At 72.9% G+C, this 26,294-nt stretch carries 18 protein-coding genes; 13 read left to right on the forward strand and 5 right to left on the reverse strand.

Annotated features, from left to right (window positions below):
• Positions 1 to 26 precede the first annotated feature (26 nt).
• The 3 genes from ACFYWG_RS01835 to ACFYWG_RS01845 all read left to right on the forward strand — a co-directional run bounded on the left by ACFYWG_RS01835 (position 27) and on the right by ACFYWG_RS01845 (position 4,422).
• Positions 27 to 1,676, forward strand: coding sequence for an FAD-dependent oxidoreductase (locus tag ACFYWG_RS01835; RefSeq protein ID WP_389198646.1), 1,650 nt, complete (start codon positions 27 to 29; stop codon positions 1,674 to 1,676).
• Between the two features lie 179 nt (positions 1,677 to 1,855).
• The gene (locus ACFYWG_RS01840; RefSeq protein ID WP_389198648.1) at positions 1,856 to 3,613 is read left to right on the forward strand and encodes an aminotransferase class I/II-fold pyridoxal phosphate-dependent enzyme; all 1,758 of its coding nucleotides are present in this window, start codon (positions 1,856 to 1,858) and stop codon (positions 3,611 to 3,613) included.
• A complete protein-coding gene (locus ACFYWG_RS01845) occupies positions 3,610 to 4,422 on the forward strand; it encodes a phosphatidate cytidylyltransferase (protein ID WP_385413665.1) in 813 nt (270 codons plus the stop codon). Before ACFYWG_RS01840 ends, ACFYWG_RS01845 begins: the two co-directional genes overlap by 4 nt.
• 108 nt (positions 4,423 to 4,530) lie before the next feature.
• Here ACFYWG_RS01845 and ACFYWG_RS01850 read toward each other — a convergent pair whose 3' ends face one another.
• Together ACFYWG_RS01850 and ACFYWG_RS01855 are read right to left on the reverse strand one after the other, a co-directional pair.
• Positions 4,531 to 5,166 carry an HAD-IA family hydrolase gene (locus tag ACFYWG_RS01850; protein WP_383505858.1) on the reverse strand — a complete coding sequence of 212 codons (636 nt, stop codon included), beginning with the start codon at positions 5,164 to 5,166 and terminating at the stop codon, positions 4,531 to 4,533.
• A gap of 34 nt (positions 5,167 to 5,200) precedes the next feature.
• Entirely contained in the window at positions 5,201 to 5,734 is a 534-nt protein-coding gene (locus ACFYWG_RS01855; protein ID WP_389198651.1) for a 2'-5' RNA ligase family protein, read from the reverse strand.
• A 230-nt stretch (positions 5,735 to 5,964) separates the two neighbouring features.
• On the opposite strand from ACFYWG_RS01855, the gene ACFYWG_RS01860 reads away from it, so the two are divergent.
• The 4 genes from ACFYWG_RS01860 (at position 5,965) to ACFYWG_RS01875 (ending at position 9,238) form a co-directional block, all read left to right on the forward strand.
• Positions 5,965 to 6,441, forward strand: a complete 477-nt coding sequence (locus ACFYWG_RS01860; RefSeq protein WP_389198653.1) for a hypothetical protein — start codon at positions 5,965 to 5,967, stop codon at positions 6,439 to 6,441.
• Between the two features lie 99 nt (positions 6,442 to 6,540).
• Positions 6,541 to 7,059, forward strand: a complete 519-nt coding sequence (locus tag ACFYWG_RS01865) for an adenylate kinase (protein WP_389198655.1) — start codon at positions 6,541 to 6,543, stop codon at positions 7,057 to 7,059.
• A gap of 148 nt (positions 7,060 to 7,207) precedes the next feature.
• Complete coding sequence (locus tag ACFYWG_RS01870; RefSeq protein ID WP_389198657.1) at positions 7,208 to 8,269, forward strand: fatty acid desaturase family protein; 1,062 nt, start codon at positions 7,208 to 7,210, stop codon at positions 8,267 to 8,269.
• A gap of 99 nt (positions 8,270 to 8,368) precedes the next feature.
• On the forward strand, positions 8,369 to 9,238 hold the full coding sequence (locus ACFYWG_RS01875; protein ID WP_389198659.1) for a GyrI-like domain-containing protein: 870 nt from the start codon (positions 8,369 to 8,371) through the stop codon (positions 9,236 to 9,238).
• A gap of 223 nt (positions 9,239 to 9,461) precedes the next feature.
• Here ACFYWG_RS01875 and ACFYWG_RS01880 read toward each other — a convergent pair whose 3' ends face one another.
• The gene (locus ACFYWG_RS01880) at positions 9,462 to 9,680 is read right to left on the reverse strand and encodes a hypothetical protein (protein ID WP_389198661.1); all 219 of its coding nucleotides are present in this window, start codon (positions 9,678 to 9,680) and stop codon (positions 9,462 to 9,464) included.
• A 297-nt stretch (positions 9,681 to 9,977) separates the two neighbouring features.
• Between ACFYWG_RS01880 and ACFYWG_RS01885 the strand changes: the two genes are divergently transcribed.
• Both ACFYWG_RS01885 and ACFYWG_RS01890 read left to right on the forward strand, forming a co-directional pair.
• The gene (locus tag ACFYWG_RS01885; RefSeq protein ID WP_389198663.1) at positions 9,978 to 13,019 is read left to right on the forward strand and encodes a family 16 glycoside hydrolase; all 3,042 of its coding nucleotides are present in this window, start codon (positions 9,978 to 9,980) and stop codon (positions 13,017 to 13,019) included.
• Between the two features lie 141 nt (positions 13,020 to 13,160).
• A complete protein-coding gene (locus tag ACFYWG_RS01890) occupies positions 13,161 to 13,550 on the forward strand; it encodes a thiol-disulfide oxidoreductase DCC family protein (protein WP_389198665.1) in 390 nt (129 codons plus the stop codon).
• 30 nt (positions 13,551 to 13,580) lie between these two features.
• On the opposite strand, the gene ACFYWG_RS01895 is transcribed toward ACFYWG_RS01890, so the two are convergent.
• Entirely contained in the window at positions 13,581 to 14,303 is a 723-nt protein-coding gene (locus tag ACFYWG_RS01895) for a mannose-binding protein (protein WP_389198667.1), read from the reverse strand.
• A 1,074-nt stretch (positions 14,304 to 15,377) separates the two neighbouring features.
• Between ACFYWG_RS01895 and ACFYWG_RS01900 the strand changes: the two genes are divergently transcribed.
• The 4 genes from ACFYWG_RS01900 (at position 15,378) to ACFYWG_RS01915 (ending at position 22,082) form a co-directional block, all read left to right on the forward strand.
• Positions 15,378 to 16,181 carry a type VII secretion system-associated protein gene (locus tag ACFYWG_RS01900; protein ID WP_389199430.1) on the forward strand — a complete coding sequence of 268 codons (804 nt, stop codon included), beginning with the start codon at positions 15,378 to 15,380 and terminating at the stop codon, positions 16,179 to 16,181.
• Positions 16,178 to 17,383, forward strand: coding sequence for a ricin-type beta-trefoil lectin domain protein (locus ACFYWG_RS01905; RefSeq protein ID WP_389198669.1), 1,206 nt, complete (start codon positions 16,178 to 16,180; stop codon positions 17,381 to 17,383). The genes ACFYWG_RS01900 and ACFYWG_RS01905 overlap by 4 nt, the downstream gene beginning before the upstream one ends.
• Before the next feature lie 143 nt (positions 17,384 to 17,526).
• Positions 17,527 to 20,844 (forward strand): right-handed parallel beta-helix repeat-containing protein, encoded by a 3,318-nt coding sequence (locus ACFYWG_RS01910; protein WP_389198671.1) that lies wholly within the window; start codon positions 17,527 to 17,529, stop codon positions 20,842 to 20,844.
• Positions 20,841 to 22,082, forward strand: a complete 1,242-nt coding sequence (locus tag ACFYWG_RS01915) for a S8 family serine peptidase (RefSeq protein ID WP_389198673.1) — start codon at positions 20,841 to 20,843, stop codon at positions 22,080 to 22,082. Before ACFYWG_RS01910 ends, ACFYWG_RS01915 begins: the two co-directional genes overlap by 4 nt.
• Positions 22,083 to 22,178: 96 nt before the next feature.
• Here the strand turns inward: ACFYWG_RS01915 and eccCa are convergent, their stop codons facing one another.
• Positions 22,179 to 26,177, reverse strand: coding sequence for a type VII secretion protein EccCa (eccCa, locus tag ACFYWG_RS01920; RefSeq protein ID WP_389198675.1), 3,999 nt, complete (start codon positions 26,175 to 26,177; stop codon positions 22,179 to 22,181).
• Positions 26,178 to 26,294: the final 117 nt, after the last annotated feature.

A 26,294-nucleotide genomic window follows, 5' to 3' on the forward strand; every position in this document is an offset into this window, starting at 1 on the left:
CAGCGCTGCCGAGCAGAGCGGACCCCATGACCTACGCGATCACCCAGACCTGCTGCGCCGACGCCACCTGCGTCGCCGTCTGCCCGGTCAACTGCATCCATCCCACACCGCAGGAGCGGGCGTTCGGCAGCACCGAGATGCTGTACGTCGACCCCAGGGCCTGCATCGACTGCGGCGCGTGCGCCGACGCGTGCCCGGTGGACGCCGTCGTCCCGGTCGACCAGCTGACCGGCCCGCAGCGGGCGTACGCCGACATCAACGCCGCCTACTTCGCCGACGCGCCGGCACCCGAACGGCCCGACGGCAGCCCGAACTTCCACGTCTGGGACCGGCCCACCTTCGACCGGAACCTGCCGGCGGACTTCCGGCCGCTGCGGGTCGCCGTCGTCGGCACGGGACCCGCCGGCATGTACACCGCTCAGGACCTGCTCCTGCACACCGACGCCGAGGTCACTCTCGTCGACCGGCTGCCGGTCGCGGGCGGCCTGGTGCGGTTCGGCGTCGCCCCCGACCATCCCGCGACCAAGAAGATCGGCGACACCTTCGCACGCTTCCACGCCCACCCGCGGGTACGGATGCTGCTGGGGCTGGAAGTCGGGGAACACGTGTCGGCCGAGGAGCTCGCCGCGCATCACGACGCGGTGGTGTACGCGGTGGGAGCGTCCGCCGATCGCCGGCTCGGCATACCCGGTGAGGACCTGGCGGGCAGCGTGTCCGCCACGACGTTCGTCGCCTGGTACAACGCCCACCCCGACGTCGCCCCCGACGCGGTCGACCTGTCCGCCGAGCGCGTCGTCGTGGTGGGCAACGGCAATGTCGCCCTCGACGTGGCCCGCATCCTGGTCACCGACCCGGAGAGGCTCGTCGGCACCGACATCGCCGACCACGCACTGCGGGCTCTGCGCGACGCCGCCGTCCGTGAGGTGGTCGTCCTGGGCCGCCGCGGCCCGCAGGACGCCGCCTGCACGCGGCCGGAACTGCTCGCCCTGACGCACCTGCCCGGGGTGGACCTGGTCGTCGACGACCACGATCCGCGCATCGCCGGCGCGATCGAGGCGGCCGGGCCGCAGGAGACCGCCGCGGTGCTGCGGACCGTGCGGCGGGAGAAGGTGGACTGGTCACAGGCGCCCGGGGCGGGCCGCCGTATCGTGCTGCGGTTCCACTCCGCGCCGACGGAGATCGTGGCGGGCGACGAGGCGAGCGTACGTGCCGTGCGGGTCACCGGCGGAAGCGGGGACACCCTGGTGCCCGCCGCGTCCGTGCTGCGGGCCATCGGTTATCGGGGGACGCCGGTACCAGGGCTGCCGTTCGACGAGGCCACCGGGACCGTGCCGCACGACGCGGGCCGGGTCACGGGGCTGCCGGGCACGTACGTCGTGGGATGGATCAAGCGCGGTTCGTCGGGCGGGATCGGTGCCAACCGGGCGTGCGCCGCCGAAACGGTGAGCAGCCTGCTCGCCGACGCCGTCGCGGGCGTCCTCACCGAACCTGCCCACCCGGCCAGGTCCTTCGCACGCCTGGCCCGCCGCCGGGTGCCGCGTCTCGTCGACGCCCGGGGCATGGCGGCCATCGACCGGGCCGAACGTCTGCGCGGCGAACCGGACGGCAGACCGCGCAAGAAGCTGGGCACGGTCGCGGAACTGGTCACGGCGTCACGGCGAAAGGCGACGCGGTGACGAGAAACGACCAACTGCTCAAGCACAGCTGCTTCGCCAGGGCTGCCGGAGAGGTGGTGCCGGAAGGGTGAGCGCCTGAGTACGCGTACTCAGGCCGTCCGAGCTGTCCTCCCCTGCTCCTCAAGGGTCGAGCGCCGTCACACTGGACCGCCCTGACTCCCTCGTGCGAAGAGGTTTTGATGAGCCGTCCTCTCACCCTGCGCTCCGCCGGCGTCGACGACATGCCGTGGATCCACGAACTCCGCCACCGCGTCTATGCGCAGGAGCTCGGCCAGCACGCGCCGAACGCCGAGGGGCGGCTGGTCGACGGGCTGGACGGTGAGAACGTCTACCTGGTCGCGGCGCGGGACGCGGACCGTGTCGGGTTCGTGAGCGTGACGCCGCCGTGGGTGGGACGGTACGGGCTGGACAAGTACCTGACCCGGTCCGAACTTCCCCTCCTGGACGAGGCGGACGTCTTCGAGGTGCGGCTGCTCACGGTCGAGCCGGATGCCCGGTCCGGTGCGGCGGGCGCCGCGCTGATGTACGCGGCGCTCCGCTGGATCGCCTCCCGGGGCGGTCGGCGGGTGGTGGCGATGGGCCGCTCCGACCTGATCGGCATGTACCGGGCGGCGGGCCTGCGCCCCGTCGGCCGTACCGTGCGCAGCGGCGCCGTCGACTTCGAGGTGCTGACCGCGGACGTCACGGAGCTGTCCCGGTACGCGGCGGGCCGGCACGCGCCGGCCCTCGCGCGGCTGGCGGGCGGCGTCGACTGGCGGCTGGACGTTCCGTTCGCGACCGGGCCCGACGGGTGCGAGCACGGTGGTGCCTCGTTCACCGCGATCGGCGCGGACTTCCGTACGCTCGACCGCCGTCGCGAGGTGGTCACCGCCGACGTGCTCGACGCGTGGTTCCCCCCGGCCCCCGGCGCGCACGCCGTGCTCAGGGAGGACGCCGGGTGGATCGCGCGCACCTCTCCCCCGACCGGCGCGGAGGGCGTGCTCGCGGAGCTGGCCGCCGTCCGCGGCCTGCCCCCGGAGACCCTTGCCGTCGGCTCGGGCTCCTCCGACCTGATCTTCCGCGCCTTCGGCCGGTGGCTGACCCCGGCCGGCCGGGTCCTGCTGATGGATCCCGGGTACGGCGAGTACGCCCATGTCACGGAGCGGGTCATCGGCTGCCGTGTGGACCGGTTCCGGCTGCGGCGCGAGGAGGGCTGGCGCATCGACCCGGTGCGGCTGTCGGCGGTCGTCGCGGACGGCTCGTACGACCTCGTGGTGGTGGTGAACCCGAACAACCCGACCGGCCGCCACGCACCGGCCGCCGAGCTGGCCGCGGTGATCGCCGCCGCGCCCTCCCGGACGCGCTGGTGGATCGACGAGACGTACCTCGGCTATGTCGGTGCCGCCGAGTCACTCGCCTCGTTCGCCGCGCGGGATCCGCGTGTGGTGGTCTGCACCTCGATGTCGAAGACGTACGCCCTGTCCGGGGTGCGGGCCGCGTACCTGGTGGCCGAGCCGGGCACGGCGGCGGAGCTGCGCCGGTGGACGCCGCCGTGGGCGATGAGCCTGCCCGCCCAGCTCGCGGCGGTGGCGGCGCTGCGCGACCCGGGCTACTACGCCGGCCGGCTGCGGCGCACGCACGAGCTGCGTGCGGAGCTCGCCGGAGAACTGGCCGCGGTGGACGCCTCCGTGACGGTCGAGGAGTCGGTGGCCAACTTCCTCACGGTCACCCTGCCGCCCGGCGGACCGAGCGCCGCGTCCCTGGTCGCGCAGTGCCGGCTGCAGGGTGTGTATCTGCGCGACCTGTCGCCCCTGTCGCCGGCGTACGAGGGCCGCACCGTGCGTATCGCGGTCCGCGACACCGCTGAGAACGCCCGCATCGTGGACGCCTGTCGCGCCGCCCTCAGCCAACTGCACGCAGCTACTAGCACGTTGACGGCCACAGGAGCGGCGCAGTGACGTCGGTGGCAGCGCTGGCGCCCTGGCTGGGTGGTGCCCTGCTGGTGAGCGGTGTGGCGGTGGGGGCCTCGCGGCGACGGGAGTTGGTCACCCGGTGGTGTGCGTGGGCGGTGGGTGTGCCGGTGGTGACCGCCGCGTTCTGGTGGGGGCGGCCCGGCATCGCCCTCCTCGCCGCCGTGGTCGCGCTGGTGGCGGTGCTGGAGTTCGGGGCGCTGGCCCGACTCCCCCGGCCCGACCGGGCGGTGCTGGCGTCGGGCGTGACAGCGTTGATCGTCACCGCGGCGTGGGCGCCGGACCAGGTGGGCCGGGTGGCCGGTGCCGGGGCGCTGGCCCTGGTCGTCGTGCTCCTGGTGAGTGGCGACGCGGACGACGGACTGCGGCGGCTCGGCACGGGTCTGCTCGGCCTGCTCTGGCTGGGGGTGCTGGCCGCCTTGGCACCCCTGGGCGCGCTCGGCCTGGCGCTCTTCGCCGCGGTGTCGATCGCCGACGTGGTCGCGTACTTCGCCGGGCAGCGGTTGGGTGGGCCCCGGTTGTCCCGGCTGTCCCCGGCCAAGCGGTGGAGCGGCACGCTGTGCGGTGCGGCGGCGGGTCTCGCCGTACTCGCCCTGCTGTCGGCGTGGAGTTGGCAGGCGGCGATCGCGGTGGCCGTGGGCGGCCCGGCCGGCGACTTGCTCGAGTCACTCGTCAAGCGCGGTGCGGGCGTCAAGGACTCCGGTCGGTGGCTGGCGGGAGCCGGAGGACTGCTGGACCGGATCGACTCGCTGGTGGGCGCGTTGGCGGTGGCAGTGGTGCTGGGGTGGCCGTGGTGACCATGGCCCTGCCGGCTGCCGACGTCCTGCGCGTACGTCTGCTCGGCCCCGCACCCTGCATGTCTCGAACAGGCCGGTCAGTCTCCAACCGGTCGACGTCCAGACCGCTCACCGGCTGAACAGGCCGGTGAGGGCCGTCTCAAGGTCGCCGGCGGTGCTGTACCGCACGGCTGTCATCCCGAGCTCACGCGCCGCATCCACGTTCTCCTGCCGGTCGTCGACGAAGAGGCAGCGGTCGAGGCGAGCGCCGGCCTTCTCCGCCGCCAACTCGTAGATCCGCCGGTCCGGCTTGGCGACACCGACCAGCGAACTGTTGATCACGCTGTCCGCCAGGTCGGCGAGTCCCAGCAGCGCCAAGTCCTCGTCGAGCCACACCGTCGCATTGGTGACGAGTACAACGGGGCAGAACCCGCGCACCTGACGGAGGAGCCGTACGACGGTCGTGTCCGCCCAGAAGCCCGCTTCCGTGAAGGCCTTGGCCAACTGACGCGCCACGCTCATCGGCACCCGGGACGCGAGGCCCGCCGCGATCGACTGCGCCCACTGCTCCCTGGTGATCTGCCCGAGCAGAAGCGGCAGGTCGTTCTCCGGGGCGAAGCCGATGGCCTCCGTGGTGCCCTCCGGCAGGCCCGCAGCAACCTCCAGCCGCGTCACCTCGGCGGTGTCGTAGAAGCGGAGCACTCCGTCGACGTCACACAGGACGGCGTCGAAGGGCAGGTCGGTCGTTGCGCGGGCGGTCTCCATGCCCCATGCCTACCAGCAGCCTGCGGGCAGCGGCTCAGACACGGGGTTGCAGCATCTCCAGGGCGCCGGTCTCGGTGTCGAAGCTGCGCAGGACGGTGAGCCGGAACGACGGGGGCGGGGCGGGCAGCAGTTCGGGGATCCGCCGGTCGGCGAAGGCGCCGGCCCGCCGGGTGCGACCGAGGGTGATGTGCGGAGCCCACCGCCCGGGTTCGTGGAAGGGGTTGAGCGTATCGGCGGGACTGTCCGCGGCCACTGCCTCCCACACGCGGCGATGCAGTGCGGCCAGAGCGGCATCGAGGTCGAGCGCCCAGGCCAGCACCGAGGTGGGCCGTTCGAAGCGGACGAGGCCGGTGCACCGCGCGAGCAGCGGCAGTGCGGCGGCCACCTCGGTGAGCTCCCACCGGATCGAGGCGGTCAGCTCCGGGCAGGTGGCCAGGGTGAGGTGCGGACGGTTGGTCGGTGAGCGGTGGCGTGCCTGACTGGGCAGGCCCGCGTCCGCGAGCCGTCGCCAGGCCTCCCGGACCTCTCGCTCCTCGGCCTCATCCGGCAACAACTCGACGGTGCGCACCGCCGCAGCCTATCGACGTTCGCCGACGCCCGCGTCTGCGGTTCGCCGTCGCCGCAGGGCAGCGCCCCGGAGACGCGGAGCCGCCGCGGTCACCTCGGACCCTGTCCTCTCCCGGTCACGTGGTGCAGTCGGCCGCAACCCGCGGTGGCGGCCGTGTGGGGCCGGGTTGCGGCTGCGGCCCTGCGGCCCGAGCATGAAAGGGTTCCGCCCGCCGCGCCGGGAGGCCGACCGTGCCGCAGACCTTGTTGACGCCGGTGATGGTGGACACCATCGAGCGCTACTTCGTCGCTCTCCAAAGCCACGCCACGGCCGAGGTCATGCTCGAGGACATCCTCACCCCCGACTTCCGCACCGGGTTCGTGGACGGTCTTGTGTGGCGCGGGCCTGACGGTTTGAGCGAGTTCATCGAGGCGCGCTCGGAGTTCTTCGACGAGTCGCACGAGATCCGGCAGATCTCCGACCCCTGGCCACTGCCCGACGGCCGCTGGAGCGCCAGGACGGTCCTGTGGTTCTTCCTCCGGCGCCGGGAGCCCGCCGCACCGGTGAGCGAGGAGTTCACCGGACTCGCCTTCCACCGCTGGGAGTTCGAGCCGTCCGCGCAACGGTCGGGGTGGCGGGTCGCCGCCCAGCTGGTCGAGGGCTTCGCCCGGTTGAACGACAACGCCAGGATCCTGTTCGGCCGCCCGGAGGACGGACTCACCACGTAGAGGACGGACTCACCACGTAGGGGCGGCCGGGCGGGGCAGGGCCTTGAGACGTCGTTGTACGGGAGCGTTCCTCACAGGGCTCCGGGATAGGGTGCACCCGTGGAACGGATCTTGGTGGTGGGTGTCACCGGTGTGGGCAAATCCACGCTCGCCCACATCTTGAGCAGTCGTCTGGGCTTGCCCTACCACGAGATGGACGCGTTGTACTTCAACGGCCCCGACTGGGCCATCAACAACAAGTTGACCGAAGATGTATCAAGGCTCACCGCCGAGCCTCATTGGATCATCGACTCGCTCGGTTGTCCGGAAGTCCGTGACCTGCTGTGGGACCGGGCCGACACCGTGATGTGGCTGGACTACTCCAGACGCGTCATCATTCCCCGCGTTCTGCGTCGGTCCTTCCGGCGCACCGTCACACGCGAGGTCCTCTTCGGCGGCAACAGGGAAACCTGGGCGGGCTGGCTGAGCCGGGAGCACCCGGCCTGGTGGGCCTGGTCGCAACACGGAGCCCGCCGCCGCGAAGTCGAGCGCCGTGTCCGCGATGACCGATTCGCCCCTCTCGACACCCTCCGCTTCCGCCACCCCGATGACACGGCGGCCTGGCTGGCATCCCTCTGATCCGCCCAAGGGCCGGCAGGGCTCCTCGGCCTGCGGGGAGGACGGGCTGTGCTGCGGCCTGCCCCAAGATCGAGGGTGGTGCTACCTACACCTTTTTCTGGGGGCGCACGCCATTCTGTCGCCGGGAAATGGCTCCGACACTGATCGCATGACGCATTCCATGGTTCTTCCCGTCGATCCGTCGGCGGCCGCCGGTCGGGGCGGACAGCAGGGCGGGAGCGACTTCTCGGAGCTTTCGCGGCGGATCACCGAGGCCGGGCTTCTTCGGCGACGCCCGCTGTACTATTCGGTCCGTTTCGGTCTGGTCGCCGCCGCGCTCGCGGGGTGCACAAGCGCATTCGTGGCGCTGGGAGACAGCTGGGCCCAGCTGATCGTCGCCGTGGCCCTGGCCGTGGTCTTCGGGCAGCTGGGACTGGCCGCCCACGACCTCGCCCACCGGCAGGTCTTCTCGCGCCGCCGGCCCAGCGAGGCGGGCGGGCTGCTCGTGGCCGACCTCCTGCTGGGCATGAGCTACGGCTGGTGGATGAACAAGCACACCCGGCACCACGCGAATCCGAACCATGAGGGGAAGGATCCGGACGTGTCGCCGGACATCCTCGTGTGGTCGCGGCGGCAGGCGCGCCGGGCGAAAGGCTTGCCGGGCTTCGTCGGGAAGTATCAGGCCGCGCTCTTCTTCCCGCTTCTCACGCTTGAGGGGCTCAATCTGAGTTTCAGCAGCTTCCGGGCTCTCAAGAGCCCGTCGATGAAGAAGCCGGTACTGGAGGGATCTCTGCTCGTCGCCCATTTCGTGGTGTATTTCGGTGGGATTTTCGCCGTGCTCTCCCCCGTCAAGGCCCTGGTTTTCCTCGCTGTGCACCAGGGGCTTTTCGGTGTCTATCTCGGATCGGTGTTCGCGCCCAATCACAAGGGCATGCCGATGATCGAGGAGGGCACCCGGCTGGACTTCCTGCGCCGCCAGGTGCTCACGTCACGCAACGTCCGGGGCGGCGCCCTGATCGACGTCTTCATGGGCGGGCTCAACTACCAGATCGAGCACCACCTCTTCCCCAGCATGCCGACACCGGCCCTGGCCGAGGCGCAGCGCATCACGGAGCGGTACTGCGCCGAGCTGGGCGTCCCCTACCAGCAAGCGCGGCTGATCGAGTCGTACCGCGTGGCCCTGCGGCATCTCAGGAGCGTCGGCGCACCGCTGCGCGCCCGGGAGGGCTGACCCGCCCGCGGCTCGCTCGGGCAGCCGATCGAACCCGTCCTCTGCGATCAGGCGCGGTCACCGTGTGCGCTGCCAAGGTGGGTGCCGAAAGGAGGCCTCATGATCTCGGCACTCAACCGGCTCGTCGATCTCGTCGAGGAGCACCTCTCCGAGGAGCTCGACGTCGACCGGCTGGCCGGGGCGCTCGGCACGACCGAGTACCACCTGCGCCGGATGTTCTCGTCCCTCGCCGGCATGCCGCTGTCGGAGTACGTGCGGAGGCGGCGCATGACGCTGGCCGCCGCCGACGTGGTGCGGGGAGAGGGGGACCTGCTGACCATCGCCGTCCGGTACGGCTACGGCTCGAGTGAGGCGTTCGGACGGGCGTTCCGGGCAATCCACGGTGCCGGCCCCGGAGACGTGCGCCGCGACGGAGGCCCCTTGCGCACCCAACCGCAGCTCAGGTTCCGCCTGACCGTCGAAGGGAGTACTCCCATGGAGACCCGTCTCGTCGACCGCCCCGCATTCCGGCTGGTCGGACACGCCGTCCGTGTTCCGCTTGTCCACCGGGGCATCAACCCCGGCATCCAGGAGCACATCGCCGCACTGCCGAAGGAGGAGCATCAGCGGCTGAAGGCCCTCGGCAACGCCGAACCGGGAGGCTTGCTGCAGATCAGCGACGACGTCGACCCCGACGGCCGGGAGGGCACCGAACTGACCTACCTGCACGGAGTCGCCGTCGACCGGGACACCCAGGTTCCCGACGGGCTCGACGCCATCGAGGTGACAGCCGGCAGGTGGGCCGTCTTCCGGACCGGCGGACCGCATCCGCAGGCCCTGCAGACGACCTGGGCGGCGACAGCGACCGAGTGGTTCCCCTCCAACCCCTGGCGGCTGCGGCCGGGTCCGTCGATCGTCTCGATCCTCGACCACGCGGACGACTTCGGCACCGCCACCTGCGAGCTGTGGCTCCCCGTCGAGCCCGGCTGACACCCACGCTCGGCGGAGGGCCGGTTGCTTCCAGGGCGCGCGCACCTCCGCCACCGGAAGCGCTCTTCCCGCGCAACGCCCCACTGGGCGGCAGGCGGTGAAAGCGCCGGCTTCGGCACCCAGGACCGGTGCTTCGGCGGCCCGCTGCGGTGGTCGGGAGTCGGGCTCGGCTCGCGGGAGCGCCGACTGAGTGCACCGGCGCCGCGACGGCGACGGGCAGGTCTCAGAACAGCCGTCCCTGCGTGACCTGTTGAGCGGGGCGCGCAGCAGGCCGGTTCGCCCTCGTCCGGTCCGGCGCCGGGTCCTCACCGAAGAGGGGCGCCGTACCGCACTCGTCGACCTCGGCGGGGATGCGGGTGTCCACCTCCGGGCGCGGCGGTGCCTCGCGGTCGAAGTCGTCCGGGGTCATGCACACCCAGTCGCGGCCGCCTTCTTCGGTCACGTGTCGTCACCGCCTCTCCCCCGGGCCCACTCCCGGGAACGCTCCCCGGGTCCACGTGCACCCTCTCATGATCAGTTCCACTCCCGCGGGTTTCTGAACACGCGAACCCCGTACCGCGCGACGGGCGCCGGTCCCTCGTGACGGTTCGTCAGCTCTCGCGACCCACTTTGCACGCAGTGATGACAAAGTCTGGACATGACAAGCGAAAGTCTCTTACCTTTGCGGCGCAACCGCGCTCCACCCCCGTGAACGACCGGAACGATCCGGCACGGTCCGGTCCCCAGCACAGGAGGACCATTGCGCCAACGACCCTTCCCACGAGCCCGAAGACACCTCCTCGCCCTGCTCGCGTCCACCGTCCTGGCCGGCGGCGCGCTCGCCGCCCCGGCGGCCGCGGCCGACCCCGCTGCGACGGTCACCGGGCCCCCGTCGGCGACCGCCGCCGACATCCCCCCGCAGGAGCCGGGCGTCACGCTGCGCGTCTACGACATCCAGACCCCGCTCGGCAGACTGTGCACACTCAAGCCGGGGCAGACCCCCAACCACGACAAGCTGATGCCCACCGTCGACTGGTCCTCGGCTGCCGACTTCGGCGGGTTCGAGGACCGGTTCGTCTCCGAGGCGACCGGCCATCTGATCGCCCCGCGGGACGGGTCGTACGTGTTCCGCCTCACCAGCGACGACGGCTCCCGCCTGTCGCTCGACGGTTCCACGGTGATCGACCACGACGGTCTGCACGGCGCCGAACCCAAGGACGGCACCGTCCACCTCACCGCCGGGTCCCACCCCCTGCGCGTCGACCACTTCGAACGCGACGGCGGACAGCAGGTGCAGTTGTCCTGGAAGCCGCCGGGCGAGAGCGAGTTCACCGTCGTGCCGCGCGAGGCACTGAGCACCGACGCCGGGGTGGTCCGGGTGACGGCGCCGGGCCGCAAGGAGTGCGAGGCGGGCGGCGACTCGCCCGGCGACGGACTGCCCCTCACCTCCGTACGCCCCGACCTCGACCTCACCGACCTGCGCCCGGAAGGCTTCCAGCCGCAGGTCACCGGCATGGACTGGCTGCCCGACGGGCGACTGGCGATCAGCACCTGGGGCGGCACTGACAACGTTGCCGGTGAGGTGTATCTGCTCGACAACGTCACCGGCAGGACCAGCCGCGACAAGGTCACCGTCAAGAAGGTGGCCGAGGGGCTGCGCGAGCCCATGGGGATCACGTACGTCGACGGGTCGCTGTACGTGTCGCAGAAGCATGAGCTGACCCGGCTCGTGGACGACGACGGCGACGACGTCACCGACACGTACCGCACGGTGGCCACCTGGCCCTACGGGGGCAACTTCCACGAGTTCGCGTTCGGACTGCTCTACCGCGACGGCTACTTCTACGTGAACCTGTCCGTCGCCATCGACTACGGCGGCGCGACCACCACCCCGCAGCCTGCTCCCGACCGCGGAACCACCTACAGGATCAGCAAGAGGACGGGCCGGATCACCCCGGTCGCGGGCGGCCTGCGCACGCCCAACGGGATCGGATGGGGCCCGGAGGGCGGCCTGTTCACGACCGACAACCAGGGCGGCTGGCTCCCCTCGTCGAAGCTGGTCCAGATCGAGCAGGGGCGCTTCTTCAACCACCACACCGAGCCCGCCGGCCCCTTCGAGTCCTCCCCCGTCACCGCGCCGGTGCTCTGGCTGCCGCAGAACGAGATCGCCAACTCGCCCTCCACTCCGCTGTACCTGAAGAAGGGGCAGTTCGCGGGCCAGATGCTCATCGGCGACGTCACCTACGGCGGTCTCCAGCGCGCCTACCTGGAAAAGGTCAAGGGCCAGTACCAGGGAGCCGTCTTCCGCTACACCCAGGGCCTGGAGGCCGGCGTCAACCGGCTCACCCTCGGCCCCGACGGCGCGGTCTACGCCGGCGGTCTCGGCGCGGACGGCAACTGGGGCCAGGAGGGCAAACTCCGCTTCGGTCTGCAGAAGCTGACCCCCAACGGCGGCAACACCTTCGACATCAAGACCATGCGTGCCGTCCCTGGCGGCTTCGACCTGACGTACACCCAGCCGGTGTCCGAGCAGACCGCCGCGCAACTCGCCGCGCGCTACCGGATCGAGCAGTGGCGCTACACGCCGACGAAGGACTACGGCGGCCCGAAGATCGGGGAGGAGACGCTCGCCGTGCGCTCGGCGACGCTCTCCGGCGACGGCCGGACCGTCCGGCTGCGCACCGACGGCCTCAAACCCGGGCACGTGGTGCACGTGCGCTCCCCGCGCCCCTTCACCTCGGCCTCCGGCGAGGCTCTGTGGAGCACCGAGGCCTGGTACACACTCAACGCCCTGCCGGGCAAGCAGCCGCCCGCCGCCACTCTGTACGAGGCGGAGGAAGCCCGGCTGACCGGTGCGGCCGGGATCAACACCGACCACTCCGGATACTCCGGCAGCGGCTTCGTCGACCGGTACGCCACCGAGGGCAAGGTCGCCACGACCTTCGACGTGACCGTCTCCAGGAGCGGCACGTACGACGTGAACCTTCGCTACGCAGGCGGCCCGAACCCGTTCGCCGGCACCAAGTCCCTCTCCCTGTACGCCAACGACAGCAAGGTCCGGCAGACCCTGCTGCCCTCCACCGGCGACTGGGACTCCTGGTCCACCAGGACCGAGCAGCTGAGACTGCGTGCCGGGCACAACTCGATCTCCTACCGGTTCGAGGCCGGCGACACCGGCCACGTCAATCTCGACCTGATCACCGTGCGTCCGCACGGCGTCGAGGCGACGCTCTTCGACGGCACCGCAGGATCGCAGTACCGCTGGCAGCACACCGACGGGCGGAAGGTGGCCTGGCCACTGACCGAGGAGAAGTCGATGGAGGTGTGCTGCGGCGACATCCGCAGCAAGGACGCGTACCAGGACTTCGCCCTGCACGTGGAGTTCCGTGTGCCGCTGCTCCCACCGGACGTCACCGGCCAGGACCGGGGCAACAGCGGCATCTTCCTCCAGGACCGCTACGAACTGCAGATCCTCGACTCCTACGGCGACACCTCACCGAACATCGACGAAGCCGGGGCCATCTACCGGAAGAAGGCACCCGACGCCAACATGGCCGCGAAACCGGAGACATGGCAGACGTACGACGTCGTGTTCCGTGCGGCCCGTTTCGACGACGAGGGCAGGAAGACCGCCGATGCCCGGGTGACGGTGGTGTGGAACGGCAAGAAGGTCCACGACGACCTCGCCCTCGACGGTCCCACCGCGTCCGGCCGGGCCGAGACGTCGGCGGCGGGGGCGATCCGGCTGCAGGACCACGGCGGCAAGGTGCGGTTCCGCGACATCCGCGTGCGCCCGTTGTAGTGCGCGCCCTGTCACGCCCTCCGCGGTGCGCCGCCACCGGCGGGCGTCCGCGGAGTGGACGGCCGGGGGCTGGTGGCGGCGGCCACCAGCCCCCGGCCGGTCTGTGCGACGGCCCGTCCGACGGTGAGGGACGATGGAGGGGTGCGAAGGCAACCAGTACTGATCTTCGACGGGGACTGCGGTTTCTGCACCACGTCGGTGGGCGTCGTCCAGCGCCTGGTGCGGCCGCGGTGCGAGGTCGTGGCCTGGCAGCGGGTGGACCTCGACGCGCTCGGCGTCACCGAGGACCGGGCCCGGTACGAGGCCCTGTGGGTGACGCCCACCGGGCGGGTGTACGGCGGTGCCCAGGCGGTGGCGAAGATCCTGCTCAGCGCCGGTGGGGTGTGGGCCGTCCCGGGCGCCGTGCTCACCCTTCCGCCCGTGCGGTGGGCCGCTCACGGCGCCTACCGTCTCGTGGCCGAGAACCGCATGCGGCTGCCGGGCGGGACGGCGGCGTGCGCGGTGCCCGGAGCGAAGGTTCCCCGGCCGTAGCCCGCCCCGCCGTCGGCCCCGGCGACAGGGTCAGGTCGACCAGATGACTCCGCCGTTGTGCACGATGACGACCTTGGCGTCCGCTCGCAGCACCAGTTGCGCCCCCTCGTGGCCATGGGTGCGGGCGGCCCAGATGGGCCGGTCGTCGCCGTTGTGGATCACGAGGTTGCCGTCCTGCTGGAAGATCGCCCGGTGGTTCTGGCCGAAGGTCATGGACGCCCAGATGGGCTTGCCCTTCTCGTTGTAGACGACGAGGTTGCCGTCGGTCTGCATGATCATGCGGATGCGGTTGGTGGTCCAGGCCTGGTTGACCTCCAGGACACTGGTCGCCGAGATCGTCGCGGTGCCCCAGTCGGGCTTGGGCGCCGCCTTCGGTTTCGGTTTCGGCTTCGGCTTGGGCTTCTTCGTGGGCGAGCTGCTCGGGCTGGGCTGCGGTGGAACCGCCACGGGCTGGGGAGCGGCAGCCACCGGTGCCGCGCTCTTCTCCGGCTTCTTCTTCCTGGGCGACGCACTGGGCTTCTCGGCCACGTAGTCGTCCAGGGCGGCGGGGGCCGATTCCGGTTTCAGGACGGTGTCCGCGTCACCCGCCGTCACGGTCTTCGAGGCGCTGCGGCCGTCGTCGTCGCGCCCGCCGCCGGTCAGCAGCAGCGGGACGGCCACCAGGACGGCGCCGAAGACCGCGGCTCCCGCCAGGACCGGTTTGCGGGGTCGCCCGGTCTGCACACCGGTGCCGGAGGTGGGAGGCGGGGACACCACGGCAGCGGCGGCGGCTACGCCGATGCGCGCGGCCGGGGGCTCGGGCGCCGCGGCGGCCTGTGCCGCCGCGCCGGCTTCCGGTGTCGTCGTGCCGGCTTCCGGTGTCGTCGTACCGGGCGTGGGGGCAGCGTTTTCCGGCGCCGGGGCGGCGTTTCCCTGTGCGGGGGCGGCGTTTTCCGGTGCGGGGGCGGGATTTTCGGACGTTTTCGCGGGGGCGGCGCTTTCCGGCGCGGGGGCGCTCTCCGGCGTCTCCGCGGAGGCGGGACGGTGGCGGGCCGACGTGCCATCGGGCTCGGTCTCGGAGGTGTCGGCGTCTCCGGCAGGCGCGGTACCCGGCTCGCTGCTGCCCGGCTCGCTCCCGGCGGTGGCCGCGGAGGCGGCGGGCTCTCCTGCCGAGACGGCACCCGGTTCCCCCGCGGACGTGGTGGCCCGGCCCGGTTCCCGAGCCGTCGGCGCCGAGGCGCCGGACGGCGAGCCCGTCTCCTCCTCGCCGGGGCCGGCGGCCTTCTCCGCTTGCGCGTCAGGGGTGTGGTGCTGGGGGGACATGCGGTTACTCCTCCTCGGTGGCGGAGCTCTCGGTGGTGGGCGGGACCCGCGCAGCGGCCGGTCGGGCCGACCGGCACCCCTGCGCACGGCGGGCGTCGGTCAGTGCCACGCCGGGGTGAGTTCGGCTCGTACGTGTCGTCGAGCCTCCCGGCAGGGTGGCACCGGACACCGGTCCGACGCCGCTGCGAGCAGCCAGGTGTGCCGCACGACTCCGGTCGGCCGTCCGGCCGGGCCGCACTGTACGTCGACGAGTCCGACGACAGGGCCAACTTAACCCGTCCTCGGTGTGACGTCCGCGCTGCCGCCCCAACAGCCGTTGCCGCTTTGTCCGTCCGCGCCTCGCTGCTCCCGGAACGTTCCCCACCCGGGCAGCGAACGGGCACGCCACAGGCTCATACGGAGCCTGCTCGGGCACCTATGGGCCAGAGCGGTGTGGCATCCTGTTGGCCCGGCCGATCGATGTCGGCGTGTGTCCATGCCGTTCGGCACCCAAGTATGCGTAGGGACCCAAGAGTTCAGGTGGAGATGCGGCCCGGAGACCGGCGAGCGGCCCCGCAGGGCGCCCTGCCGGTGACACCTGACGCTCCCGGCCCCACCGCCGCCGCATCGTCCGTCACCGGCGCAGGGGAGACCGTCGACACCTCCGAGACGCCGGAGATACCCGACGCCGTGCGCGCCGCCGCCCGCCGTGCTCCGGGGCACTGGGTCGGCGTGGTGGACCCGGAGTGGACGCAGGAGCGGACACCGCCGGACTGGGCGGTGGTCGGTGAGTGGCGCTCGGACGACAGCGGTGACGTGGCCGAGTACCGCGCCAATCCGGCCTACCGCCCCTCCGCACGGATGCTCGGCTGGCCGGAGCCCACGGATCCCGTGGACGCCGCGGCACAGCGGGCCGCCACCGGCTACGGCTCGGTGGCGGAGGCACTGGCCGCGCTCGCCGCAGCGGAGGTCACCGTCGCGCGCGGCGCGGACGGGGGGCCGCTCACCGCTGCCGGACAAGACGGGGCGCCCGTGGTCCTGTTGTTCACCTCGGCGCCGCATGCGTTCATGTCCTCGGCACTTCGCCACGACACCCTGTCCGCCGGGGAGTTGGCCCGTTCCCTGCGGGGTTCCGGCACGGTGCTGCTGGTCAACCCCGGTGCGGCGGCTCCGTTGTTGGTCCCGGCGGACAGCGTCCCCGGCGCCGGTTCGGGGGACGAGGCCGGAGGCTTCGCCCCCGGTTCGCCCCCGCCGGCCGGTACCCCCGCTGCCGAACCCGCCGTCGCTTCGGGCTCCCGGAGCGACGGCTTACCCGAACCCTGGCCCCACACCACAGGGAGGACTCCGTGACGCGATCGGCCCAGCAACCCCCCACCGCCCCGGGCACCCTCGCGGACACCGGTACCGGAAGCGAGCGGTCGTCCGGCCCCGAAGCCGTTCCCGCGCAGGAGGTGACCACGCCCGGCGACGGGACCACGCCCGGCGCAGGGACGACGACGGAGGCGGCGTCCGGGACCGTCGAGGAGGCGCCCGAGTCACAGGAGGCCGCCCGGCCCGAGCCCTCCGCGGCCGGCAGCACGCCCGAAGCCCGGGCCGAGCCCACCAGCCCCGCGACAGGGGCCGATTCCGCCGGACGGGCCGAGGGCGAGGCCGATCCCGGTGCCGCCGCGGTGGCCAAGAGCCGGCTGCCCGCACTCGTCCGGACCATGACGCAGACCGCGATCGACCGGCCGGAGCAGCAGCCCGCCGCGGTCGGGCGGCCCGGCAAGGCGGTGCTGGCGGGAGCGGCCGTCGTCGGGGCGCTGCTGGTGTCGGTGCCGTTCCTGGTGCTCGGCGGCAACGACGACGGGGGCGGCCGCAAGCAGGCGGCGGGCGCGGGAACCGTGCTCGGTGACGACGGTCAGGAGGCGCCCGGCGAGTTCGTGGCGGCCTCGCCCGACAACAGCCCCTCCGACGAGCCGGAGAAGGCGACCGGCAAGCCGGTGAAACCGTCGAGCGGTGCCACCGCAACGCCGAGCACCCGTAAGGACGAGGGCGACGACGCGCCGAAGGAGAAGGCCGAGGCGAAGGATCGGCCCGAGGCACCGGCACAGGGCGAGCGGAACACCCGGGAGAAGTCCGGCGGCGGCGAGGACCGGCCCGCCGGAGCCGGTGCGGGTGTCAACCTCGGTTCCCCCGTCTCGCTGCGCAGTCACCTCTCCGGCCGCTGTGTCGACGTACCCGACGGGGACTTCAGCGACGGCAAGCAGCTGTGGGTGTGGGACTGCAACGACAGCCCCGCCCAGAAATGGCAGTTCGCCTCGGACGGCACCGTGCGCATCGGCGGCAAGTGCCTCGACGTGGCCGGGGCCGACTACAACGACGGCACCCCCCTCCAGCTCGCCTGGTGCAACGGCAACGCCGCGCAGCAGTTCACGCTCAACGCCAGCCACGACCTGGTCAACACCGTGGTCGGCAAGTGCGCCGACATCAAGGACAACAACCGGGGCAACGGCGCCGGGCTGCAACTGTGGACCTGCGCCGGCACCGACAACCAGAAGTGGAGCGTCTGACCGGACAGCCACCGCAGCGGGCGTACCGCTGCCGCGACTCGCCCGCGCGGGGCGAGACATGATGACCCCGTCGGCCCGCCGACACGCGTCCCGGTCGAGTGGGGCGCACGCTGAAGACCACGCCACAGCAAGGAGGTTGGTGCGTGTCGCGCCAGGTACTGACGGTCGGCCCGGGAGACGGGGACCGCTACCGGACGATCGGTGAGGCGCTCTCGGCTGCCCGGACCGGCGCGATCATCAGCGTCCGGCCCGGGACCTACCCGGAGAACCTCGTGATCCACACCCGGGTCACGCTCACCGCCGCCGAGGGCCGGGGCACCGTGGAGGTCAGACCGCGCTCGGGCAGCGTGCTCGCGCTGCGGGCCGACGCGGTGATGCTCTCGGAACTGACCCTGCGCGGCGGCGACGCGGAGGAACCGGCCGTGGACGTGCGGCGCGGGCAGGCCGCACTGGACGGCTGCGAGATCGTCGGCGCCGCGTGGACCGCGCTGCTGGCCGGGGGAACCGGCTCGCTCGCGTTGCGGGACTGCCGGGTGAGCAACGGGCAGGGCGCGGGCATCGTGGTCACCTCGACCACGCCCACGACGGTGGAGTCCTGCACCTTCGAGCACCTGGGGACGAGCGGGCTGGTCCTGGCCGAGCAAGGGGAGGCGCGCGTGCGGGGCTGTACCGTGCGCGACGCCCGCGGCAACGGCCTGCTCGCCAACGGCGACTCGCGCGGCAGCGTCGAGGACTGCGACATCTCCTCCACCGACAAGCCGTCCCTGGCTCTGGAGCAGAACTGCTCGGTGTCGGTCGTCCGCACCGTCGTGCACGACACCAGCACCGGCGTCCACCTGAGCAGCGCGGGGCGCACCACGCTGGAGGACGTACGGGTCACGGGCGCGTCCGGCAACGGGATCACGCTGGCCGCGGGCACCGATCCGGTGCTGCGGCGCTGCCGGGTGTCCCGTACGCGCGGCCACGGGGTGCTGGTCACCGACCGGGCGCGCGGCACCTTCGAGGACTGCTGGGTGGACGGCGCCCGGGGAGCGGCCCTGCGGGTCGCCGGGGCCGCCTCGCCGGCCCTGACCGGCTTGACCGTGCGCGACTGCGAGGAGACGGGTCTGCTGCTGGAGGAGGACTCGGCGCCGGAGCTGGACCGGCTGGAGGTGATCGGCGGCGCGCCGGCGGTCCTGGTGCGCGGCGGCGCCAACCCGCTGCTGCGCCGGGCCCGGCTGGTGGAGCCGTCCGGTGACGGTGTGGCGGCCGTCAAGGACGCCCGCGGGCGCGCCGAGGACTGCGAGATACTCCGGCCGAAGGGCGCAGGTGTGCGTGCCGCCTCCGGCAGCACCCTGTATCTGGCCGGCGGTGGGGTGTCCGACGCCGGCGCCGGTGGCCTGGTCGTCGAGGACGGCGGGAACGTCACCGTCCGGGACTTCCGGGTCGAGACGTCCGGCGAGGACGGCGTGGTGGTGGGCGCCGGCGGTGAGCTGACCGCCAACCGCACCGCGGTGCACGCCGCTCAGGGGCACGGCTTCCTGCTCCGTGAGGGGGCGCTCGCCTCGCTCAGCGGCTGCGAGGCGACCGGCGGGGCGCAGGACGGCTTCCGGGTGGAGTCCACGGCGCCCGTCTCGCTGGTCAACTGCCTGGCCCGGGAGAACGAGGGCGGTGGCCTGGTGCAGACGGCCCCCGGTGAACGGCTCGCCGTGGAGGGCCTGAACAGCACCGGCAACGGCAAGCGGGACGCCTGGGGCACCGGCACCGCCGAGAACACCGATCCGGCGGGTTCGGGGGCGGCGGACGCGCCCCCGCCGGACCGCGCCGACGGCCCGCTCGGCGCCCTCAACGCGCTGATCGGGCTGGAGAACGTCAAGCAGCAGGTGCGCACCCTGGTCAACCTGACGCAGCTCGCGCAGCGCCGGGAGAAGCTCGGCATGCCCGCGCCGCCGATGAGCCGTCACCTGGTCTTCGCCGGGCCGCCCGGCACCGGCAAGACGACCGTCGCCCGGCTCTACGGCTCGATCCTGGCCGAACTGGGGTCGCTCCGCAGCGGGCATCTGGTGGAGGTGTCGCGTGCGGACCTGGTCGCGCAGGTCGTCGGCGGGACCGCGATCAAGACCACGGAGACCTTCCAACGGGCGCTGGGCGGCGTGCTGTTCATCGACGAGGCGTACACGCTCACCTCGGACAGCGGCAACGGCGGCGCCGACTTCGGCCGGGAGGCGGTGGACACGCTGCTGAAGCTGATGGAGGACCACCGCGACGACGTGGTGGTCGTGGCCGCCGGCTACTCGCGCGAGATGGAGTCCTTCCTCACCTTCAACCCGGGTCTGGCCTCCCGGTTCTCACGCACGGTCGAGTTCGAGAACTACTCGGTGCCGGAACTGGTGGCGATCATGGAGAACATGTGCGCCCAGCACCAGTACGAACTCGGTGAGGGCACCGCGCAGGCGCTGGCCGCCCACTTCGAGGCGATGCCGCGGGACGCCGGTTTCGGCAACGGGCGTGCGGCGCGCGGGGTGTTCGAGGAGATGGTGGACCGCCAGGCGGTCCGGCTCGCCTCCCAGCAGCAGGTCAGTGAGCACGATCTGCGGTTGCTGCTGCCGGAGGACGTGTCCGCCACGGCCGCCGCGCAGGCGACCGGGACCGCCGTGGCCGAGGACGACCCGCTGACCCGCCTCGGCGACATGATCGGTCTGGCCGAGGTGAAGCGGGACGTCGCGGACCTGGTCAATCTCATCACGACCGCGCGCCACCGCGCGGCCGCCGGGCTGCCGGTGCCCTCGCTCAGCCATCACCTGGTGTTCACCGGCCCGCCCGGCACCGGCAAGACCACGGTGGCCCGGCTCTACGGCGAGATCCTGTCCCAGCTCGGCATCCTCGAGCGGGGCCAGTTGGTCGAGGCGGCCCGCGCCGACCTGGTCGGGCGGTACATCGGCCACACCGCGCAGCTCACCCGTGAGGTGTTCGAACGGGCCCGCGGTGGTGTGCTGTTCATCGACGAGGCCTACACCCTCACCCCGCGCGGCGAGGGCGCCGACTTCGGTCAGGAAGCGGTGGACACCCTGCTGAAGCTGATGGAGGACCACCGCGACGAGGTGGTCGTCATCGTCGCCGGATACACCGACGAGATGGAGCGCTTCCTGGCCTCCAACCCGGGCCTGTCCTCGCGCTTCCCGCGGCGGGTCGCCTTCGCGGACTACTCCTCCGAGGAGCTGGTCACCATCGTCCGTACGCAGGCCGCGAGCATGGGCTACGAGTGCGGTCCCGGCACCGGGCCGCTGCTCAAGGAGTACTTCGACGCGCTCCCCCGGGACCGGTCCTTCGGCAACGCACGGCTGGCCCGCCAGGTGGTGGAGTCGATGGTCACCCGGCAGGCCGGCCGGCTCAGCTCGCTGGCCGCGCCCACCCTGGACGACCTGCGCATCCTGCTGCCCCAGGACGTCACCGCCGCGACCGCGAAGGCGGCACCCCGATGAAGTCGTCCACCCGCGGGCCCGCCCGCCTGCTGCCCGGAGCCGCACTCGCCGCCGCCCTGCTGCTGCCCCCGGCCGGCACCGCGCACGCCGCGCAGCCGCCCCTGCTTCCCGCGGTCGACGGGAAGAGCCAGCAGCTGCCCGGCATGCCGTCCGTGCTCGATCCGGACGCCGGGCAGGAGCCCTGTACGCCCGCCTCCGACGCGACGGCCAAGAAGCAGGACTGGTCACGCCAGCGGCTGGATCTGGCCCGCGTGCACCGGCACAGCACGGGCGCGGGTGTGACCGTGGCCCTGATCGACACCGGCGTCGACACCGGCGCGGCGGGACTGGCCGGACGGGTCACCGCCCCGGGCACAGCCGGTGACGACTGCGTGGGACACGGCACCTTCCTGGCCGGGCTCGTCGCCGGGACCGGCGGCAAGACACCGGGCCTGGCCGGGGTGGCACCCGCCGCGAAGGTCCTCGCGCTGCGGGGCACCGACGCGCGCGGCCGGGCGGAGGCGGGGCTCGTGGTGGACGCGCTGCGGCAGGCGACCGCGGCCCGGGCCGACGTGATCGCTGTCACGGTCGCCCTCCCCCGCCGCGACCCCGAGCTGACCCGCGCGGTCGCCGACGCCCGGCGCGCCGGTGCGGTGGTGGTCGCGGCCGCCGCCCCCGACCCGCCCTCACGCGGCGCCGGCGACGAGATCCCGGCGCGCACCTACTATCCGGCCGGTGAGCCGGGTGTGCTGTCCGTCGCCGACATGCTGCCCGGCGGGGCCCGCCCGGACGGTGCCCTGCGCACCGGCGGCATCGACCTGGCCGCTCCCGGTGCGGGCGTGGTGTCCGGCGGTCCGCGCGGCGACGGCCACTACCTCGGCGGGGGTGCCGCGGTGGCCGCCGCCTACGCCGCAGGGGCCGCCGCGGTCGTCCGTGCCGCCCACCCCGACGACTCCCCCGCGGCCGTCGTCCGCCGCCTGACCGCCACCGCCTACCCGGCGGACATCCCCCAGCTGGATCCCTACGCCGCCGTCACCACCGTCCTCGCAACCACCCCTCGGGCGACACGCGCCGACGGCGGCGCCGTGGCCGTGCGCGACACGTCCGCGGCGGACCGTGTCACCCACCGCGCCACCCTCTTCGTCCTGCTGGGGTCGGCCGGCGTGCTGTGCGTCCTGTGGGCGGCCTTCGCCTGTCCGCGTGCCCGCGCCCGGGGCTGGCGCCCGGCGGAAGCGGGGAGCAGGAGCCGGCAGCACTGAGCGGCGCGGCCCAGGCCCCCCCGGGGGTCCGGAGCCCTCCCGGCGCGGAAACAGGAGCGGGGGCCACCCAGGTGGCCACCGCTCCTCCGTTTCCCGTCAGGCGTCCTGCCCCCGGCTCTCCTCCACCAGCGCCGTCTGCATCAGCCGTTCACGGCGGCGGGCGATGTGCAGCGCGCGGCCCGGGGGGAGGTTGCGCGGCTTGGCGTTGCCGAACAGGCGGCCCTCGGTGGGCGGGCAGGACAGGAGGACCGCGGGGTTGTTGGCCTCGTCCAGGCGGCGCAGCAGGCCGTCGCCCAGGCCCCGGCCGGCGCCCATGGCGCTGCGGGCGACCACCAGGTGCAGTCCGGTCTCGAAGCCGAGTGTGAGGTGCTCGAAGAGCGGCTCGAAGGGGCTCTGGAAGGAGTTGGTGGAGACCATGTCGTAGTCGTCGACCAGGATGAACAGGCGCGGGCCGGTCCACCAGTCGCACTGGCGCATGCGCGCCGGGGCGATGTCGGCGCCGGGGACGCGGGTCTTCATGGCGCGGGCGGCGCCCTCCACGGTCTCCTTGAGGTTGTCCAGGGAGATCACGTGCCCGATGCGGTACTCCTCGGGGACGGTGTCCACCAGGGTGCGGCGGTAGTCGACCACGATGATCTTCGCCTCGTTGGGCGCGTAGCGGGTGGTGATGCCCTCGGCGACGCGGCGCAGCAGGTTGGTCTTGCCGCTCTCGGTGTCCCCCACCACGATCAGGTGCGGGGTGCGGCTGAAGTCGTGCCAGACGGGCTCCAGGGCGTCCTGGTCGATGCCGAGCGGCAGGCGCATGCCGCCGCCCTCGGTGGCCTCGGGCGCGGGCAGTTCCGCGAGCGGCAGCCGGTGCGGCAGCATCCGGACCTGCGGGGCGGACGGGCCCGGCCAGTGGCGGGACACCTCGGACACCAGGTGGGCGACGCCGTCGCCGAGGTCGTCGAGGGAGCCGCTGCCGTCGAGGCGGGGCAGTCCGGCCAGGAAGTGCATCTTGGTGTCGGCGGTGATGCCGCGGCCGCCGCTGCGCGGCACCGAGCGGGCCTTGCGGGTGTCGACCTCGGAGTCCATCGGGTCGCCCATGCGCAGTTCGAGGCGGGTGGCGGCCTGGTCGCGGACCTGGGCGGACAGCTCCACCCAGCGGGTGGTGGTGATCAGCAGGTGGATGCCGTAGTTGAGGCCGCGGGCGGCGAGTTCGTTGAACTTCGGGATCAGGTCGTCGTAGTCCTGGCGGACGGTGGACCAGCCGTCCACCACCATGAAGACGTCGCCGAACGGCTCGTCGGGGAACTCGCCGGCGGCCCGGCGGCGCCGGTAGGACTGCATCGAGTCCAGGGTGTGGTCGACGAAGAACTGCTCGCGGCGCGCGAGCAGCGTCATCACCTCGGCGACGGCCCGGTGCACCCGCTCGGGGTTGAGCCGCGCCGCGACACCGCCGACATGCGGCAGGCCCGCGAGCTGGGAGAGGCCGCCGCCGCCGAAGTCGAGGCAGTAGAACTGGACTTCGGCGGGGGTGTGGGTGAGGGCGAGGGCGCCGATCAGGGTGCGGGCGAGGGTGGACTTGCCGCTCTGCGAGCCGCCGGCGATGGCGACGTGGCCGCCTGCCCCGGACAGGTCGACGACGAGCGGGTCGCGGCGCTGCTCGAAGGGCTTGTCGACCAGGCCGACGGGGACGCGCAGCTTCCCGGTGCCGGGCCAGCCGGTGGCGGTGAGGCCGCGTGCGGGGTCGGGGGCGATGCCGGGCAGCAGGGCGTCCAGCGGGGACGGCTCGTCCAGCGGGGGCAGCCACACCTGGTGGGCGGCGGGGCCGGAGTCGCGCAGCCGGTCGAGGGCGACGTCGAGGAGGGTCTCCTCGACGCCGGTCTCCTTGGTCTCGGGCTCCGGTTCGGGCGCGGGCTCCAGGGTGCGCGGCACGACCCAGCCGCTGGTCCAGGGCACGACCTGGCTGGCCACCCGGGCCTGCACCACCGCGCCGGTGCGCCGGTGGTAGGTCCCGGAGGAGTAGGCGGCGCGGAAGCGGGTCAGTGCCTCCACGCCGGACTTCAGGTAGCCGCTGCCGGGCTGCGCGGGCAGCTGGTAGGCGTCGGGGACGCCGAGCACGCCGCGGCTCTCCATGGCGGAGAAGGTGCGCAGGCCGATGCGGTAGGAGAGGTGGCTCTCCAGCTGGTGCATGCGGCCCTCGTCCAGGCGCTGCGAGGCGAGCAGCAGGTGCACCCCGAGGGACCGGCCGAGGCGGCCGATCATGACGAACAGGTCCATGAACTCGCGGTGGGCGGAGAGCAGTTCGCTGAACTCGTCGACCACGACGAACAGGCTGGGCAGCGGCGTCAGGTCGGCGCCGGCGGCGCGGGCGCGCTCGTACTCCAGGGCGGAGGTGTAGTTGCCGGCGGCGCGCAGCAGCTCCTGGCGGCGCATGAGTTCGCCGTGCAGGGCGTCCTGCATGCGTTCGACGAGGGCGACTTCGTCGGCGAGGTTGGTGATGACGGCGGAGGTGTGCGGGAGTTCCTCCAGGCCGAGGAAGGTGGCGCCGCCCTTGAAGTCGACGAGGACGAAGTTGAGCGTCTCGGAGGAGTTGGTCAGGGCCAGGCCGAGGACGAGGGTGCGCAGGAGTTCGCTCTTGCCGGAGCCGGTGGCGCCGATGAGCATGCCGTGCGGTCCCATGCCGCCCTGTGCGGACTCCTTGATGTCGAGTTCCACGGGGCGGCCGTCCACGCCGACCGCGACGGGCACCCGGAGCCGGGCGGAGCCGGTGTGCCGGGCGAAGAGGGTCTGGGGGTCGTGGCGGTGCAGGTCGGGGATGCCGAGCAGGGTGGTCAGCTCGACGTCGGTGTCCATGGGCTGTGCGATGTCGGTGCCGAGGCTGATGCGGCGGGCCGTGAGCAGCCGGGCCAGGGACTCGGCGCCGAGCGGGCCGAGCCGGTCGGGGCGGCCTAGCGGCACGGAGCGCTCCTTGCGGCTGCGGTCGGTGCGCACCAGGCTGACCTGCTCGGGTCCGACGGTCAGCCGCAGTGTGTTGCGGCCGGGGCGCCAGCGCAGCGCCCCGGAGACGTCGAGGACCACCGCGTTGCGGTAGCCGTGCCCTTCCCAGCGGTGTCCTTCGGAGACGGTGACGCCGTCGAGGACGACGACGGTGTAGGGCTCGTCGCGTCCGGGGCGGGCGTCGGGGTCGAAGCCGGGGCGTTCGGCGAACTCGGCGCCGAGCAGGTCGTCGAGTTCGGTGAGGTCGGCGGTGATCCTGCGGACCTGGCCGGCGCCGTCCTCCTCGTGCGGGTGGAGGGCGTGCGGCAGCCACTTCACCCACTCCCAGTCGGGCCGGCGTTCGTCACTGGCGCAGACCGCGAGCCACAGCTCCTCGGGGGCGTGGAACACCGCGAGCTGGCCGAGTGCGGCGCGCACCAGGGAGCGGACGGCGTCGCTTGCGGTGTCCCCGGCCGGGGCGGTGCCGCCCGGCTGGGCGGACGGGTCGCCGGGGGCCTCCTCGGGGCGCAGCAGGATCCGTGCGGAGGAGCGCAGGTAGAGGCCGAGGGGCTGGTCGGGAATGGTGGAGTAGGCGCGGATGAAGCGGCGCAGGGCGTGGGCGCAGAGCGGTTCGAGGTCCTCCACGGGCCGCGTGGAGACCGGCTGCAGGGTGAGGGCGAGCTGCTGCTCGCCCACCGCGAGCCGCACCTCGCCGAAGTCCTCGTCGGCGGGGCGGCGTTCCCACAGGCGGGAGGTGCGGGCCAGGGAGCGCAGCGCGGCCGGGTCCGGGTGGCGCCAGGCCAGGGCCCGCTGCTGCTCGACGATGGTGGCGCGGACGCGCTTGCGGATCTGCGCCAGGTAGCGGAGGTAGTCGCGGCGTTCGCCCCTGAGGCGCTGCTTGCGTTCGCTGGAGCGGCGCATCAGCTGGCCCAGGAGCATGGCTCCGGCGGAGAGCGCCATGACGCCCAGCGCCAGGTAGATGAAGACGCCGTTGCCGCCGCCGGGGCGCAGGAACATCAGCATCATCGACACCGACATCAGCGCCATCGGCAGATAGGTCCATATCGCCGAGGTGTCGGGAACGGTCTCGGCGAGGACCGGTGGTTCCTGGAGGGTCAATTGCCCTTCGGGCATCTCCGGTCCGCGTCTGCGGGCAGGCCGGCGAAACAGCACCACGCTCAAGGGACAGAACCTCCGGGTTCGCTGGGCTTTCCGGCCCGCACCGAATACCCGCCGCGCAGGGCGGCGGGA

The organism is Streptomyces sp. NPDC003456, from assembly GCF_042878735.1.
In the GTDB taxonomy this organism is placed as follows: domain Bacteria; phylum Actinomycetota; class Actinomycetes; order Streptomycetales; family Streptomycetaceae; genus Streptomyces.